This is a genomic window from Spirosoma oryzicola (assembly GCF_021233055.1).
Taxonomy (GTDB): Bacteria; Bacteroidota; Bacteroidia; order Cytophagales; family Spirosomataceae; genus Spirosoma; species Spirosoma oryzicola.
The window spans coordinates 322144-338297 of sequence record NZ_CP089538.1; the positions used below are offsets into that span (position 1 = coordinate 322144).

Here is a 16154-nt window from a genome sequence, read left to right on the forward strand (position 1 = left end):
TATGGAAAAAACGATTGCTGTAAACGGCGTCAATGCGAAAGCTAAAGCGTATATAGAGTTAATAAAACTAAAGCTTACACTAGCTGTAGTTTTTTCTGGCGTGTTTGGTTATTGTTTAGCTGTTGATCAAGTAATTTGGTGGAAAGTTGGGGTCTTGGCAATTGCTTCTATTGCAATAACCGGAGCTGCAAATATTATTAACCAGATTATTGAAAAAGATTCCGACAAGGTAATGAAGCGAACAGCCGTCAGACCATTACCAACTGGTCGGCTGTCGGTGAATGAAGCGGCTATATTTGCATTCATACTATTCAGCGTTGGATGTTATTTATTCGTCGAAGTTTTTAATATCAGAGCTGCGGCATTAGCTGTACTATCGTTGCTCTTATACGGCTTTGTCTACACGCCACTTAAGCGGAAAGGTCAGATCGCTGTGTTCATTGGTGCTTTACCTGGGGCCTTCCCACCGATGATCGGTTGGGTAGCAGCCACAAATCATTACGGGTGGGCTCCTGGTATCTTATTCGCTATTCAGTTTTTCTGGCAGTTTCCCCATTTCTGGGCGATTGGCTGGCTAGCGTTTGATGAATACAAAAAAGCAGGAATTCAAATGATGCCGGGTAGCGGTAAAAACGCAGACACTGCCTTTCGTATCATGATCTATACTTTGTTCTTAGTGCCCATAGGTTGGTTGCCCTACTTACTCGGTATGACAGGCATAAATTCCGCATTGGTCGCTATGATTGGCGGAATCTTGTTCCTAGCACAAACGTTTCACTTAATGAGGACTTGTACCGATAAAGCGGCTTTACAAATGATGTTTGGCTCTTTATTGTACTTACCTGTTGTACAGATAGTTTACCTGTTAGACAAAGTTTAAGGAACCATGAGTGATTTTGTGAACGAACTTGCTGTGATTGAAGAGCCGGAAGAGACGCTCTCGATGAATCCTAAAAAGTTTATTCTTTGGTTGTTCATCGTTAGTATTATTATGCTCTTTGCCGCAATGACCAGTGCTTATCTGGTACGCCGGGCAGAAGGGAACTGGTTAGAGTATGACATACCTGCCGTTTTCTCCTACAGCTCGATTGTACTGGTAGCGAGTAGCCTGACAATGCATTGGGCGTATCTTGCTGCAAAAAAAGATAACTTCGGCGGTCTGAAAATAGCGATAACTATTACTTTTGCACTTGGAATGGCATTTTTATACATGCAATTCCAAGGCTGGGTTGATCTGGTTAAACAGAATGTGTTTTTTGTGGGAAACCCCGCTGGCTCTTTTATGTATGTATTTACAGGGCTACACGCGTTTCACCTGATTTCGGGCTTAGCGGTGTTGGTGTTCGCGCTAATTGCTGCTTTTAAGCTTAGAATTCACGCTAAAAGTTTGAATCAACTAGAAATTGCTGCTACATACTGGCATTTTTTAGACATTTTGTGGTTGTATTTGTTTTTCTTTTTAGTCTATTTTCATTGATAATCTTTTAGACGCATGGCGGCTAGTGTAACGACCGATACCCTGACAACCGACTCGGATCAAGTGTTCGACAAGAAAACCTGGATGGGGGGTGTCGAGCCAATGAAGGCGAGCTACGGCAAGCTGATGATGTGGTTCTTCCTGATTTCTGACACGTTTACGTTCTCAGCTTTGCTGGTAACTTACGGTCTGATCCGGTATAGCTATCCAGCTTGGGACCCAGCTATTTATGGAGAGGTGTTCAAATTCTCGAACCTCTATTGGCCAACGCCTGAAAAGGTTTACAACGCAGTGCCGTTTTTGCATGGTGTCGATATGCCCCTGATTTTCGTGGGTATTATGACGTTCATTCTTATTTTCAGTAGCGTAACGATGGTACTAGCTGTTGAGGCTGGTCACCGGATGGACCGCGCTGATGTTGAGAAATACATGCTCTGGACTATTCTTGGTGGTTTTACCTTTTTGGGAAGCCAGGCTTGGGAATGGACGCACTTTATTCATGGAACGGAAACGGGTACAACCATTACAGAAATTGTGAATGGGCAAACTATCCAACGCACAATTTTTGGTGCTAACCTAGTCGAGAACCAGTATGGACCACCAGCTTTCGCTGACTTGTTCTTCTTCATTACCGGTTTTCACGGAACGCACGTACTTAGTGGTGTTATTCTAAACATCTTGATCTTCTATCGGGCTGCAACTGGCTTATACGACCGTCGTGGCCATTACGAAATGGTCGAGAAAGTCGGTCTGTACTGGCACTTTGTCGATCTTGTTTGGGTATTCGTATTCACCTTCTTTTACCTGGTTTAACCATCTTTTACCATGTCTGATCATACACACGGAACCCACGAAGTTGGAGAAATACCACCAGCGCAAACAGGTGTTATTTGGCGGACCTTCTGGATTCTACTTGCCATCACTGCTCTAGAATTTACGTTGGCTTACTTCATGAAAGCTGGCGGCTTTAGAACGTCGATTTTCGTTATCATGACGTTAGTCAAAGCGTTTTACATTGTAGGTGAATTTATGCACCTTAAGCATGAAGTAAAAAGCCTTATCTGGGCAATCGTGCTTCCCGTAATTTTTGTCGTCTGGTTGTTAGTTGCATTATTGAACGAAGGCGGTTCAATTTTCGAACTTCGATAAATTATGACGGCCAATCGAAAAGCCGGGATCCTGCTCGCTACGCTGCTGGTCCCGGCTTTGCTGTATCTATTCCTACGGTTCGGTACCGAAAATCATTACGTTTTGCCTCGTTATTTGCCTAAAATTGATTCGGCAAAAGGAGAGCCTCTAATGGGTAAGGTAACGTTGGCAGATGGCCAGCAGGTTACTGACACGCTATACAATCATATCCCCCCGTTCAGGCTAATCGATCAGGACGGTAAAGTAGTCGACCAATCCATTGTAAAAGGAAAAATTTACGTTGCTGACTTTTTCTTTACGCGATGCGGGACAATATGCCCTAGAATGTCGTCACAACTTACCCGCGTGCAGGATATCTTTCGCGAAAATCCAAACATTGTCTTTTTATCCCACTCAGTTGATCCGGAACACGACCGCCCTGAGCAGCTGAAAGCCTACGCCAAAAAGTACGAAGCGATACCTGGGAAGTGGTATTTCCTGACGGGAAGTAAAGAGGAAATCTATGACTTGGCGATGCATGGGTATTACTTACCGGCAGTTGATAAGGGTGTCACCGAAGGGAAACCTGACGAAACTTTTATTCATAGCCAAAAGTTGGTATTAGTAGATAAGGAAGGCATTGTCAGGGGTTTTTACGATGGGACGGACAAGGAAGACGTTGATCGGCTAGTGCTCGAAATTCGTGTCCTTCTGGATATCTACGACAAAGAATAATTCTCCGTTATTATGGAAACATTGCAACCGGCTCGGGAGCAAAAAGCCAACCGGGTTATCAATATTTTATCGATAGCTATTCCCGTTGCTGTAGCCATTCTGTTGGGTATTCGCCAAAAGGTTGACTTAGGCGGGTGGACGACGTACCTGCCCCACATAAATGCCGTAATCAATTCGCTAACCGCCGTGCTTTTATTGATGGGGCTTTATTTCATTCGGCAACAGAATGTTGAGGCTCATAAGCGTACGATGTTAGCCGCTTTTACGCTGGGTTCACTTTTCTTGGTGAGCTATGTTCTTTACCACTTAACGAATAATTCGACGCCTTTCGGTGGTCAAGGATGGGTACGTCCGGTTTATTACTTTCTGCTGATTTCGCATATCGTACTGTCTGTCGTTGTGGTCTGGTTTGTGCTGCGGGCTGTGTATTTTGCTTTAAGCGGCCAGATACAGAAGCATAAACAAACCGTGAAATATGCTTTCCCAATCTGGTTATACGTTAGTATTACGGGCGTTGTTGTTTATCTACTGATTAAACCGTATTACGTCCATTAGCTCAAAAAAATTATGAGAAGTTGGAAAGTGTGGTTACTACTAGTTGTATTCGTATCAGTAACCCCCGACTTAATGGCCCAATGTGCCATGTGTCGTGGAACGGTTGAAAGTACGGTTAGTAATGGGCGTAGTGTTGTAGCTTCGGAGCTGAACTTCGGTATCCTCTACCTACTAGTGGTCCCTTATTTGATTGTCAGTGCCATAGGATACCTATGGTACAGAAATAGCAAGCGTGAGCATGAAAGACGTCTCGAAATTACAGGCCGCGTTAAGCGGGCTTTGTCCCAGATGTAGGAAAGGTAAAATTTTTAAAAAGCCTTTTTACTCGCCAAAAGGGTTCGATGAAATGTATGAGCATTGTCCCCACTGTGGATTGCGCTACGAAGTCGAACCAGGCTATTTCATTGGGGCCATGTACGTGAGCTATGCCATATCTGGTGGAGTAGCACTGGTGATTGGCTTCATGCTTTTTTATTTAGGAGGTGATCCTGATGGATGGGTATATGCCGCCGTTGTAGCGCCCGTCATGCTCTTGATTGCACCGGTAAATTTTCGAATATCACGCGTTATCTGGCTACACTACGTAGCCGGTATAAAATACGTAAAGGGGCTGTAATGCCCCTTTTTTGTTGGCTACTACTGACAAAAGATTAATTGCGCCTTTGCTGATCAGCAAAATTTTTTAACAATTTTTAGGACGTATGCAACCAATGCCCTAGTATCGTGCATCTTGTCGATGAACCTAAACTAGTATGCTTCGACTTATACCGTTTTTTACGACCGAATCGCAGATGATTGCTGCGTTGAAGCGGGGCGAAAGCCGCGCTCACAAGGTAGTCTATGAACGGTTTGCGGGTAAAATGCTGGCGGTATGCGTTCGTTATTGTGCAAATCGGGCAGATGCGGAGGAAGTGATGCTGGACGGTTTTATGCGCGTTTTCGAAAAAATAAATCAGTTTAGGGAAGATGGTAGTTTTGAAGGGTGGGTCCGGCGAATCATGGTGACTGAGTCGCTTATGTTTCTTCGCAGAACAAAACAGCTTCGGCAGGAAGTACCCATTGAAGACATAACTGTCGAACCGGATTACGAGTGGGCGGATGCGGCTGTCAATGAAAACGATCTGTTACGCTTGGTAAATCAGTTATCCGAAGGATACCGGACTGTGTTCAATTTATACGCCGTTGAAGGATATAGCCATGCTGAAATAGCCGAGATGTTGGGCATCTCGGAAGGGACGTCTAAGTCGCAGCTAAGTCGTGCCCGGACGTTGTTGCAAATGAGTTTGAAAAAACTGGAACAGGAACCGGGACGCCGGAACCAGAGCGAACATTATGAAAAAACATACCGAAAGACTTCCGATTGATGACCTGTTTGCCCGAAAGCTGGGTAACATGTCATTGCCGCCGAGCTCTGATGGTTTTGAGCGGCTACAGGCACGTTTGGGGCAGACAACCAAAAAACCAAAAGTTGTCCTCTGGCGAAATCCCGATAGCTACCGCTACATGGCTGCTGCCGCCTGTTTACTACTGGTATGCCTGTTTGGGTGGTTGTACTGGCCGTCTGGCGATCCGGCTCAAATAGACCGTAACTCAGTAGCTAGTAATAAGCGTATTGAAAAGCACAAGCTGGAGCAGCCGTCCTCAACACGTATGGGTGCTTCTCAGGAGTCGAGGCAAGCAGAAAAGGCCGACAATCCCGTTATAGACGAAACTGCGGCTACGGACCAACTCGCTCAAGCTTCGTCATCGACGAAAGGTCGTAAAGGCATAAGAAACGATAATAGGGGAGTAAATGCAGCTAACGCCCCCGTTGGGTTAACTCGTAAATTAACGGGTGGATCTGTTGTTGCACAAACGACCCCTGGCAAGCCTAGTGATAAGATCGACTCTGAGCGGTTAGCAACAAATTCGGCTGCGTCATCACAGCCAACTTCGTCTGATCAACCAGTTGTTGCCGCTGTGAAGCCAGCGCCGGCCACTGAGCGCGTTTTGATTGTCACCATTGCTGAGCCTGAAGCACTGGTTGCGGCTCGTCAGGCTGCCAAAACGGCAATCGAAGAAAAGACAGCACTAGCTGCAAACGATAAATCCGAGAAGGAAAACAAATCTCCGAATATCTGGCAACAGGTAAAGCGATTCAAACAGGGCGACGTTTTTGCCCGTGGCGACAAAGATGATAGCGAGAGCGGCTTACTGGGAAAAGCCTATAGCGGGATAAAACACAGTTTCGAAAAAGATAAAGCAGTAAAGCAATGAGAAGTATGCTGAGCTTAGGTGCTCTCCTGGCAATTTTAGTACTTCCGGTATGTGTCGTTTATGCATCTCCGGCGCATACCGCTGACTCGCTGGTTATCCGATTTGCGAATCGGACCCGACTCGTCATTTACGCCCCTGATAAAGCCGGAATACAAGCGTTGTCGAACTACGATTTAAACAAGATCGTGCGGGAGATGAGCATGAAACTTGATTCGGTGCCGGGTGGAGAAACCGCTATTTCGCGGGATGGTGGTCGCTACTTAAAAGATACTGTACTCGTTGTTACAAAGAAGAAAGACGGTGTAACGATTGTTATCAGCGGTAAGAGCGATTCAACCCGATCCGACTCAGCAAAAAACCTTCGGGATTATAAGCGGTCGAGCGTGCGAAGGGGTATAAACTCATGGTCGAGAAGCATCGATTTTCAGATTGGCCTCAACACGTTCATCAGTCAATCTACGCTCGCAGCTTACCCAAGCGACGTGTATTCTTTAAAGCCGATTGGATCGCGTTATTTTGCCGTAGCATTCTCGCAGCGTCCGACCCTCATCAATGGAAAACGGGCGAAGCTGAGCCTGTATTACGCGCTGGAAGGCTCCTGGAACAACTATATGTTTGACAATAACGTCGTAGCTACCAAAGGCCCCTCGCAGCTGGAATTTGTCCAGTACCCAGAGCAACTCAAGAAAAGTAAACTAACGACTTTTGCGTTACAATTGCCGGTCGTGCCCCGTATAAGCTTTTATAATAGTTCAGGCCGCAAGGTGTTTCATCTGGGTCTAGGCGGTTTTATTGGTTATCGACTCGATAGTTACACGAAAATCAAGCGACTGAACAACGACAAAGAGCACGAACACGCTAACTTTTACCTCAACAATTTTCGATACGGTCTGGTGGGACATATTGGTATCGTACGGACCAGTTTGTTCGTCAAATACGATCTGAATCCGGTGTTTCAGGAAGGAAAAGGGCCCGACGTGCGTACACTTAGCTTTGGTATATCTTTTTAATGAGTCAGGAAACCGTTTCAATAATCGGCTGCGGCTGGATAGGGCTACCACTAGCCGAACGTTTGGTTAAAACAGGCTACACCGTCAAAGGAAGTACCACATCGGCTGAAAAGATAAGCGTATTGCGTCAGAAAGGTATCGAAGCGCATTTGTTAGCATTAAATCCTGAGCCACAGGGTAACCTATCGGCTTTGCTGCAAGCCGATACGCTTATCGTTGACATTCCACCTAAAGCGGGTAAACTGGGCGATGAGCATCATCCGGCGCAAATAGATCATTTGGTAGAAGCTATCCGACAATCCACACTAAAGCACGTCATTTACGTCAGTTCAACGTCTATCTACCCTGAACTAAATCGAGTCGTGGTTGAAACGGATGTCGTTGAGCCAGCGCAGTCAGCCGCGTCCGCACTGGTAAAGGCTGAACAGTCGATACAAAACCTCCAATCAGGACAAGCGGTAACGATTCTACGCTGCGGTGGCCTGCTGGGATACGATCGAATACCCGGTAGATACGTTGCTGGAAAAACGGTAAATACGGGTGCTGTTCCAGTTAATTACCTACACCGTGATGATGCCGTTGGTATTCTAGAAACTTTAATTCGGCAAAAGATTCGTGGCGTTTATAATGCTGTTGCACCGAAGCATCCCAACCGGGAAGCCATCTACCGTAAAAATTGCGAGGAGTTCGGCTTCGAGCAACCCACATTTGTTAAGCCCGAATCGCCGGTAGCCTATAAAGTTATTAGCCCAGACAAGTTGCTGGAAGCTACACAGTATAACTTCCAGTATCCCGATCCGTTGCAGTTTTTTTATCAGCTATGAACGTAAGATGTGGCGCATGCGCGTCCAGAAGAAGCCACCCGATGGTTTACTTTTAGGCATAATGGCCCGGTTCAAAGCCGCTAGGAATAAAAAATAACCCTGTGCGTGCCAGGCTCGGAAACGTTCGCTTACTGTTGAATCGTAGTTGGGAATCGCCTTCAACAGCTGTTCTAAGTCGAAGTGACTGGCCGCAACGCCAACCCCAGCGCGCTGCCCATCGATCGCGTTGCAGGCTTGTTCGAAGTGATTGGGCTGAGGAATCATAAGGGCGGGTTTGCCCAGATACGCGGCTTCGCATACCGATTCAAATCCGGCGGTAGTTATGACCGCTTTGCAACGTGCCATAAATTCCAGAAACCGCTTACCGTCAATTGCGTGGTAAGTTAGTGTTTCATCGATTACTTGATCGGGGGCCGTTACGCCCGAATGAAAGCCATCCATTCGAACCGTCGGATGCTGCAAATGAGCTTTCATCAATTCGCTTCTCAGTCCTGGCTGCGTAACATACGCTAGTAGAAAGTCTCCATCTGTTGGCTTCAGATCGGTCAGCTCCTGACGGAGAAGCGGAGGAACAACCCGTACACGCTGGCCCGGTTCATCCGCTTGCTTATCGAATGATAGAGCCAGTAGTTCCTGGGCACCGAAACAGGTTAATCTGGTGTTGATTTTAAACGCTTGCCGGTAAAACCATTGCCCTTTAGGTCGTTGAAAATTTGAGTGGAAAGCAAAGTATTGATGGGCAATACAAATCATCGGTACGGATGGTCGGAAAAGAGCATAGGTAAGACCACCCAGCATCTCATAGAAGTTGACAACCACGTCCGGGCGCTGCGTTTCTATTGTGTCGCGTACCTGTTGCAAGCTCTGCCAGAAAGGACGCATGGAGCGAATCGCTTGTACGGTAGTTTTAAACGGTTCAAGCGAATTGTTGCCCGCATTGTAAACCAACCCTGGACTAAATAATGGCGTGATCGGTGCTGTGAATTTTTCGCTAAAGAACGCTGGAACTCCTCGTTCAGCGGTTACACCCACCAGCGCGCCAATAACATCATGGCCCGCCGTTTTCAGAATTTGTGCTAATGATAAAGCCTGCGTCAAATGGCCTCGTCCTTCACCCTGTACTAAAAATAAAACACGCATGATTATGGAGTTAAGAGCGCTGATGCTTATTGATGAGTCAGTTCGTGCGTTATAGCAGCGGCTTCTGCCTCGTCTTCGTCTTCGGATGTATAGTAAAGCAGGTTCCAGTTGCCATCGTGATCTTCCACAAGCGCGCTAAGCGATTCGACCCAATCGCCGGAATTCATGTAGATGATACCGTCAAAATTGTGAATGGCTGGCTTGTGAATATGGCCGCAGATAATGCCGTCGCAGTGGCGAGCGCGTGCCAGTTCGGTCAATTTCTGTTCGTAATCAGAAATGTAGTTGACCGCCTGTTTGATACGCTGCTTAATCTGTTGTGAGAGCGAATAATAAGGTAGTCCCCGCCAGGCTCGATATTGATTGTAAAACTTATTCATCCAAAGCAGAAATGTATATCCCAGATCGCCCAGATAGGCAAGCCACTTCATTTGCGAGGTGATTGAATCGAAGACATCGCCGTGGGTGATGTAAAACTTTTTATCGCCCGAGGCTAGTGTATAGTCTTTGCGGATCGAAAAGTTTTTACCCACTTTGAGCGGCATAATCTGATCTAAAAAGTCATCGTGATTACCCCGTAGGTAAATGACTTTGGTATCGTAGTGAACGATTTGCTTTAAAACCGTTTTAAAAAAGGCAGTGTGTTTTTTCTTCCAGGTGCCGTACTGTTTCAGTTGCCAGCCATCAATGATGTCGCCGTTGAGGATGAGTTTCTGACAAGAGTAATTTCGCAAAAACTCGGTGGCCTCTCTGGCTTTTGAGCCCTCTGTACCAAGATGAATGTCAGAGAGTACAATTGTGCGGAACTGTGTACTTGATTTCATAGACGAATTTACCCTCCGTCTATGAAATAGAATTTACCCTATTGTTACCAAATTGCCAACTATAATGAACTCGTAAAGTCTTTATTCACATTGACTTAACACAACACGATAAATGGAGAATCCAGTGCTAATTTTTGGGGCAGGTAGCCTCGGTCTGACCGTTTTAGATTTATTTCAGCGCAATAATGTCGTTGTTTACGGCCTGCTGGACGATAACAAGGAGCTTCACGGAAAAGAGTATGGAGACATATCCGTACTAGGCGAAACCGATGACGACGGGTTCCTGAAACTCATCGGGCAGAAATGCGAAGCCTTTGTTGCCATTAGTGATGGGCGCGTTCGGAAGCGATTGGTAAAAATGCTTAATGAACGACGGAAGGTACAGCCCGTCAATGCTATTCACGATACGGCAATCGTGTCAGCAACGGCTACGATTGGGCATGGTAATCTGATTGCCGCCCGAGTCGTAATCAACCCATTTGCGGAGGTGGGCCAGCATTGTATTATTCAGTCGGGAGTCGTCATTGAAAGTCAGGCCAAGCTAGGTGATTACGTGCAGGTAGGAACCGGCAGTATGATCAACAGTGGCGTGACGGTAGGAGAAGGAGCCTTTATCGGTAGCGGAGCAACGGTTGTTGCTGGGGTGACAATCGGCAAAAATGCCCGCATTGGAGCGGGTTCGGTAGTCATAGAGAGCGTCGACGCGGGTGCAACAGTATTTGGTAACCCGGCCAAAGCTTTGTAATGGTTGCTGGTTTTACGTCTGCCAGCCAACGAGTGGCAGACGTAAAACTAATTAACATCTATTCAACGTACAGTACTTCGTTCGCCAGAAAATCCTGGTAAGTACGTTCGATACCTTCGCGAAGTTCGGTTGAGTGTTTCCAGCCCATCGAATGCAGCCGCGAAACATCCATCAGTTTGCGCGGAGTACCATCGGGCTTGTCGGTATTCCAGTGAAGTTCGCCTTCATAGCCAACGGTCTCCTTAACGAGTTCAGCCAGTTCACGAATGGTCACGTCTTCGCCGGTACCGACGTTGACAAACAATTCGTCGTTGTAATGTTCCATCAGATAGAAGCACGCGTCGGCGAGGTCGTCGGCGTGTAGAAACTCCCGTCTTGGCGAGCCAGTGCCCCAAAGTTCAACCGTAGGCTGATCGTTGATCTTCGCTTCGTGAAACTTACGGATCATCGCTGGTAGCACGTGCGAGCCTTGCAGGTCGTAGTTGTCGTTCGGACCATACAGATTCGTAGGCATTGCGGAGATGAAATTTGCCCCGTATTGGCTTCTGTACGCTTCACAAAGTTTAATGCCGGTTATCTTAGCGATAGCGTAAGGTTCATTCGTTGGCTCCAGAAAACCACTCAGCAGATATTCTTCTTTGAGCGGCTGCGGAGCCATTTTTGGGTAGATGCATGATGAACCGAGGAACAATAACTTTTTAACGCCTGTTTCATAAGCGCTATGAATAATATTCGATTCGATCAGTAAGTTATCATACAGAAACTCAGCCCGATAAATATTATTAGCCATGATACCACCTACCTTAGCCGCTGCCAGAAACACGTAGTCCGGTTTTTCTTCGGCAAAGAAAGTAGCTACCGCTGCTTGATTTCTTAAATCCAATTCAGATGAGGTGCGGACAAGTATGTTTTCGTACCCTTCGGCATGTAACTTGCGAACAAGAGCTGAACCGACCATTCCTCGGTGTCCGGCAACGTAAATGCGAGCCTGTTTTTCCACGATCTTTGTTTATATAAATGCCGGATAGTCCGGTAATGGATTGACAAAATAATAGTATATAGTGAAGCGTTGCAAACTTAACAAACTTAAGACATCAATCGTTACTCAAATCATGTTTGCACATTCGGTTAAACATCTTGTTCTCCTTGTCTTTTTTGTTGGATCGGGAACAGTATTTGCGCAAACGCAAGTAACACAACCCGCTTCACTGACAACAGCTTCGAAACCGGTGTTGGCTCCTTCCGGAGCGCCTGCTTCGCCTTTTTCTTCGGTTTCATCCGCGCTTGGTCTTCCCTCAATGTCTTCTTTGAAAGAAAAGAAAGACGAGTATATTTCCGACTTGAAAAAGAGCAAAGATGCGCTTGTATCCGATGTGATGCCGGACCTTGGTCTAAAGATAAAACATTTAAAGAAGGCTAAATCCGATAACAAAGACAAGAAGAAGGCGGCAAAAAATGAGTATGAGGGCTTAACAATGATAAAAGCCTATACCAAGATGGGTAGCGGAGACCGGACAATTGTTGAGGAGTTCCATATATTAAAAGACAACGATGCCGCAAAACCACTACCTTTTGTTCGGGATGTGTATCGTTATTATCAGCGGAGTGGTCGAGTGACCAGCTCAATCATAAAAGACGAGGGTACCGGCTTATTATTACATGGGCCTTACAAACGGTATCAGAATGGTGATTTGGTTGAAGAAGGATTTTACTACGCCGGTATGAAAGACGGGCGCTGGGAAAAGTACGATTCACATTTTATACTTACTGACAAGAGCCGTTGGGCGAAGGGGGTGCCGGCTGAATCGAGGCTGACCTACCACGACTCGACGCACCGAAAAATTAAAGAGATTATACCCATCGAGTACGGCAAGGTAAAAGGCACGTACATGGCCTTTCACGAAAATGGACTGCTGGCCGAAGAAGGGAAATACGACAATGGCGTAAAAGTAGGACGCTGGACGGAGTTTTATCCTGTTAACCCAAGTGGCCGGCGGATGCGAAAAAAACTCACGCAGTATGCCAGCGATCAGTGGGATACCGACTTCGAACCGTTCGTGATCAGTGAGTGGGACGAAAAAGGAAAAATCACCTTCGAGCGGGCAAAAGAAAAAGTTATTCAGGAAGAGGAAACGGAAAACTAATCAACCCTGTAAGCATGAAATGCTGGCTTTTAGCCAGCATTTTTTATTTAAACTTTCCGGTCGGATCGGGTCGTTTAGCGAGCAGATCGTTCAGGTAAGCGAGGTCCAGAACCGAAAGGTCGAGACTGTAGGCCTGATGAAATAATTCCCAGGCTTTGTCATAATCGGCCTTCAGGTAATTGACCAGCGATAATTTCTGGTAAGCACCGGCATTTTCCGGACTGATAGCGAGCGAGCGTTGTAAATGTTGCTCTGCTTCGAGAAGGTCGTCCTGAACGGCTTTTATCTGAAAGTGCTTTATCTGAAGCGTAGCCAGATCTGTCATCAAAACGGCATTGCTGTCCGTTACGGCTAACCCCTTCTTGAGCATCCGAATAGCGTCGGGAAGGTTCTCTTTCTGATAACAGACTACGCCTAAACCCCAGTAGGCGTCTGCATTTTTGGCGTCAAGCAGCCAGGCCAGATTAAAGCGATGGGCCGCTGTGTCCAGTTGGCCGCTCTGAATGTAATCCCAGCCGCGTGCTGCAAAGAACTCGCTGGCTTCGGGGCGGCTGGCGAAATTTCGGTCGCAGTCGTTTAGAAAATGAATCTCCTCGTCAATCTGAGCCGCCGTTTTTGTCCGCTCACCAAAAAGGGGGAGCGTGTTAACGTCCATCGACGATTGCGGAGTGGTATCCGTACTCGTCGATTCCAGCTGTTTTGTCTGCCGTTCTGTAGCGGTTGTCGTGTTGCTTACGGTCTGAACGGAGTTAGGCCGCGCCGACGTTATAAGCCGTTTGGGTTGTGCCAACGATAACATGGGCATCATCACCAAACTCCACTGCACCAGATTCATCCGGACGTTCATACTGACTAATACACGGCTGTTATTATCGTAAAACGAATGGGCAATCCAAGTTAGTACATAGTTTTGGTACTACCGACGGCCTCCTCGTGTACCTGTACGTTTTGCACTACCTGATGTTCCACCAGATTTGCGGGCTGAGCTGCCAGAACGAGGTCCTGCGGCCTGCGATGCGGCTTTTTTCGAGCTGCCAAGCTTTGCTTTTGCTTTTAGACGCTCCTTGCCCGCCGGGGTATTTTTTACCTTTTTTTCGTGAAAGGCACCCAAAAAAGTTGGATCTTCCTTTCGGCGCTGCTCGTCAATCTGGCGCAGCATATCCTGCTGCTCATCGAAAGGTGTTTCCGTGACCTCAACCAACTCGGGCAATGGCTGACGAGGAATAGTCATACGAATGATTTTCTCAATCTTCTGAACGTGATAGTCCTCAGCAATTGTCATGAACGTAATGGCCTCACCCATCTTGTTGGCCCGGCCTGTCCGGCCAATCCGGTGCACGTAATCTTCGTAAATAAGCGGTACGTCAAAATTAATGACGTGACTGACTTCGGCTACATCGATACCCCGCGCAGCAACGTCTGTTGCGACCAGTACCTGGATGTTTCCTTCCTTGAAAGCATCCATCGCATTGATACGCGTATTTTGTCCTTTGTTTGCGTGAATGACCCGAATCTTTTCCGACTCAACAACTTTACGAGCCAGAAACTTGTAAATGTTCTCTGCTGTAGCTTTTGATCGGGCGAAGATGATAACCCGCTGAAATGCATCCTTACTGATCAAATAATCCAGCAAATTAATCTTGGTGCGGAAATTCGGAACTTCGTACAGCACCTGACTGACCATCTCGGCGGTAGATGCCTGGGGTGTTACCTCAATTTTAATAGGAGCTTCCAGAAATTCACCGGAAAGCCGCTCAACGCGTCCGCCGAACGTAGCCGAAAACAGCAGATTCTGGCGTTTGTTGGGAATAACCTCCAGAATGGAACGAATCTGAGGCATGAATCCCATGTCCATCATCTTGTCGGCTTCGTCCAGAATCATCGTCCGGATGTCCTTCGTAACAATCTCCCCCATTCGGTAAAGATCCATGAAGCGACCCGGCGTTGCTACTAGCAGATCAACACCTTTCTGTAACGTCTCGATTTGCGTTTTAGGCCCTAGTCCACCGTAAAGCGCCAAGTGGCGGAGATCAGTGTATTTTCCGAGCTGGCTCACGGCTTCGTTGATCTGCATGACCAGTTCACGCGTGGGAGCCAGAATAAGCGCCCGTGGGTTGGAGCCCTGCGCGTATTTTATCTTCATAAGCAGGGGCAGCAAATAAGCCGCTGTCTTACCGGTTCCCGTCTGCGCTATACCGAGTACGTCGTGGTTCCCTAGGCTCAGCGGAATGGTTTTCTGCTGAATAGGGGTTGGTTCGGTGTAGCCAAGATCGGCGATGGCATTGAGCAACTGTCGGTTAAGCTCAAACTGCTCGAACGATGTAATTTCCATGGGTAAATCAAATGAGTTAGAACGAGCGCTAAAATTGATTTAACACGCGCTCCACACCGCTAACATAACCAGAACCAAACAGATTCACGTGAACAAGTAGCGGATAAAGATTATAAATCGCGACGCGTTCGTTGAAGTTCTCCTCGAGCGGAAAAGCTTCGTCGTAAGCGTCATAAAACCGTTGGGCAAAACCGCCGAACAGCTTCGTGAAAGCCAGCTCAGCTTCCCGAAAGCCGTAATACGTTGCTGGATCAATCAACGCAGGTTGCCCACCTTCGGTAACCATAACATTGCCCGACCATAAATCGCCGTGAAGCAGGGCCGGACGCTCGTTGGGTAATAAGTCGGGCAAGCGGGCCTGCAACCGAAACAACGCGTCATAAGCTTGCTTGGGCAGTAATCCTTTGTACAAGGCCATACCCGCCTGAGGAAGGAGACGCTGCTCAAAAAAGAAATCGCTACCACTGGCCGTCAACGTATTTGCCTGCGGTAAGGAGCCGATGTAATTGCTGAAACTTAAGCCAAATTTGGGTTGTGTGTGAGAATGCAAGACGGCTAGTGCCTGGCCCAGCGCTTCCCAGTATTTTTTGTCAGGAGTTCCGGGATCAATATAATCCAGAATCAGGTACGACTTGTCGAGTTCCTGCCCAAAACCGACAACCTGCGGAATGTGCAACGCATCCGTCTGACGAAGCAAATCAAGACCACGTGCTTCAGTTTCAAACATATCCTTGCGGTCTGCATGGTTCCACTTGATGAAAAATACACCTTCCGACGAAAATACCTGAGCCGCTGTGTTGATATCACCCCCGGACAGAAACTGCGTTTCAATTACATCTACGGGTTGACCCAATGCCGAGAATAGAATGCTCTCAAAAAATGAAAATTGTTCGTCACCCCAGAAATTCATGCGTTATTCGCGTAACGATAGATTTGCCGTCGAACTCCGCACCGTAAAGTGGTGGTATCTAACGCAAACTATCT

Annotated in this window: 20 protein-coding genes; 14 read left to right on the plus strand and 6 right to left on the minus strand. The window is 47.0% G+C overall.

The genetic code is table 11. From position 1 onward, the window contains the following. Nucleotide 1: 1 nt before the first annotated feature. From cyoE to LQ777_RS01330, 12 genes are all read left to right on the plus strand, one after another. The gene (gene cyoE, locus LQ777_RS01275; RefSeq protein WP_232560709.1) at nucleotides 2-880 is read left to right on the plus strand and encodes a heme o synthase; all 879 of its coding nucleotides are present in this window, start codon (nucleotides 2-4) and stop codon (nucleotides 878-880) included. A gap of 6 nt (nucleotides 881-886) precedes the next feature. Next, nucleotides 887-1477 (plus strand): cytochrome c oxidase subunit 3, encoded by a 591-nt coding sequence (locus LQ777_RS01280; protein WP_232560710.1) that lies wholly within the window; start codon nucleotides 887-889, stop codon nucleotides 1475-1477. A gap of 15 nt (nucleotides 1478-1492) precedes the next feature. Next, a complete protein-coding gene (locus tag LQ777_RS01285; RefSeq protein ID WP_232560711.1) occupies nucleotides 1493-2290 on the plus strand; it encodes a cytochrome c oxidase subunit 3 in 798 nt (265 codons plus the stop codon). Between the two features lie 12 nt (nucleotides 2291-2302). Next, nucleotides 2303-2626, plus strand: a complete 324-nt coding sequence (locus LQ777_RS01290) for a cytochrome C oxidase subunit IV family protein (RefSeq protein ID WP_232560712.1) — start codon at nucleotides 2303-2305, stop codon at nucleotides 2624-2626. 3 nt (nucleotides 2627-2629) lie between these two features. Next, nucleotides 2630-3340, plus strand: a complete 711-nt coding sequence (locus LQ777_RS01295) for an SCO family protein (RefSeq protein WP_232560713.1) — start codon at nucleotides 2630-2632, stop codon at nucleotides 3338-3340. A gap of 12 nt (nucleotides 3341-3352) precedes the next feature. Beyond that, nucleotides 3353-3895, plus strand: a complete 543-nt coding sequence (locus LQ777_RS01300) for a DUF420 domain-containing protein (protein ID WP_232560714.1) — start codon at nucleotides 3353-3355, stop codon at nucleotides 3893-3895. A 12-nt stretch (nucleotides 3896-3907) separates the two neighbouring features. Further along, nucleotides 3908-4189, plus strand: a complete 282-nt coding sequence (locus tag LQ777_RS01305; RefSeq protein WP_232560715.1) for a hypothetical protein — start codon at nucleotides 3908-3910, stop codon at nucleotides 4187-4189. Beyond that, the gene (locus LQ777_RS01310; protein ID WP_232560716.1) at nucleotides 4134-4511 is read left to right on the plus strand and encodes a DUF983 domain-containing protein; all 378 of its coding nucleotides are present in this window, start codon (nucleotides 4134-4136) and stop codon (nucleotides 4509-4511) included. Before LQ777_RS01305 ends, LQ777_RS01310 begins: the two co-directional genes overlap by 56 nt. A 136-nt stretch (nucleotides 4512-4647) precedes the next feature. Further along, nucleotides 4648-5259, plus strand: coding sequence for an RNA polymerase sigma factor (locus LQ777_RS01315; RefSeq protein WP_232560717.1), 612 nt, complete (start codon nucleotides 4648-4650; stop codon nucleotides 5257-5259). Further along, entirely contained in the window at nucleotides 5228-6151 is a 924-nt protein-coding gene (locus LQ777_RS01320; protein ID WP_232560718.1) for a hypothetical protein, read from the plus strand. Before LQ777_RS01315 ends, LQ777_RS01320 begins: the two co-directional genes overlap by 32 nt. Further along, complete coding sequence (locus tag LQ777_RS01325) at nucleotides 6148-7161, plus strand: outer membrane beta-barrel protein (RefSeq protein ID WP_232560719.1); 1014 nt, start codon at nucleotides 6148-6150, stop codon at nucleotides 7159-7161. Before LQ777_RS01320 ends, LQ777_RS01325 begins: the two co-directional genes overlap by 4 nt. Continuing rightward, the gene (locus tag LQ777_RS01330; RefSeq protein WP_232560720.1) at nucleotides 7161-7985 is read left to right on the plus strand and encodes an NAD(P)H-binding protein; all 825 of its coding nucleotides are present in this window, start codon (nucleotides 7161-7163) and stop codon (nucleotides 7983-7985) included. Before LQ777_RS01325 ends, LQ777_RS01330 begins: the two co-directional genes overlap by 1 nt. Here the strand turns inward: LQ777_RS01330 and LQ777_RS01335 are convergent. Then, complete coding sequence (locus LQ777_RS01335; protein WP_232560721.1) at nucleotides 7980-9125, minus strand: glycosyltransferase family protein; 1146 nt, start codon at nucleotides 9123-9125, stop codon at nucleotides 7980-7982. The two genes, LQ777_RS01330 and LQ777_RS01335, sit on opposite strands and share 6 nt — an antisense overlap. Nucleotides 9126-9151: 26 nt before the next feature. Then, a complete protein-coding gene (locus tag LQ777_RS01340; protein ID WP_232560722.1) occupies nucleotides 9152-9949 on the minus strand; it encodes a UDP-2,3-diacylglucosamine diphosphatase in 798 nt (265 codons plus the stop codon). A 112-nt stretch (nucleotides 9950-10061) separates the two neighbouring features. Between LQ777_RS01340 and LQ777_RS01345 the strand changes: the two genes are divergently transcribed. Further along, nucleotides 10062-10694 (plus strand): acetyltransferase, encoded by a 633-nt coding sequence (locus tag LQ777_RS01345; RefSeq protein WP_232560723.1) that lies wholly within the window; start codon nucleotides 10062-10064, stop codon nucleotides 10692-10694. 58 nt (nucleotides 10695-10752) lie between these two features. Here the strand turns inward: LQ777_RS01345 and fcl are convergent, their stop codons facing one another. Continuing rightward, nucleotides 10753-11694, minus strand: a complete 942-nt coding sequence (fcl, locus tag LQ777_RS01350; RefSeq protein ID WP_232560724.1) for a GDP-L-fucose synthase — start codon at nucleotides 11692-11694, stop codon at nucleotides 10753-10755. 112 nt (nucleotides 11695-11806) lie between these two features. On the opposite strand from fcl, the gene LQ777_RS01355 reads away from it, so the two are divergent. Next, nucleotides 11807-12838 (plus strand): toxin-antitoxin system YwqK family antitoxin, encoded by a 1032-nt coding sequence (locus tag LQ777_RS01355; protein ID WP_232560725.1) that lies wholly within the window; start codon nucleotides 11807-11809, stop codon nucleotides 12836-12838. Nucleotides 12839-12881: 43 nt separating this feature from the next. Here the strand turns inward: LQ777_RS01355 and LQ777_RS01360 are convergent, their stop codons facing one another. From LQ777_RS01360 to LQ777_RS01370, 3 genes are all read right to left on the minus strand, one after another. Continuing rightward, nucleotides 12882-13685 carry a tetratricopeptide repeat protein gene (locus LQ777_RS01360; RefSeq protein ID WP_232560726.1) on the minus strand — a complete coding sequence of 268 codons (804 nt, stop codon included), beginning with the start codon at nucleotides 13683-13685 and terminating at the stop codon, nucleotides 12882-12884. Between the two features lie 69 nt (nucleotides 13686-13754). Further along, a complete protein-coding gene (locus LQ777_RS01365; protein WP_232560727.1) occupies nucleotides 13755-15170 on the minus strand; it encodes a DEAD/DEAH box helicase in 1416 nt (471 codons plus the stop codon). 28 nt (nucleotides 15171-15198) lie between these two features. Next, the gene (locus LQ777_RS01370; RefSeq protein WP_232560728.1) at nucleotides 15199-16080 is read right to left on the minus strand and encodes a fructosamine kinase family protein; all 882 of its coding nucleotides are present in this window, start codon (nucleotides 16078-16080) and stop codon (nucleotides 15199-15201) included. Between the last annotated feature and the right edge of the window lie 74 nt (nucleotides 16081-16154).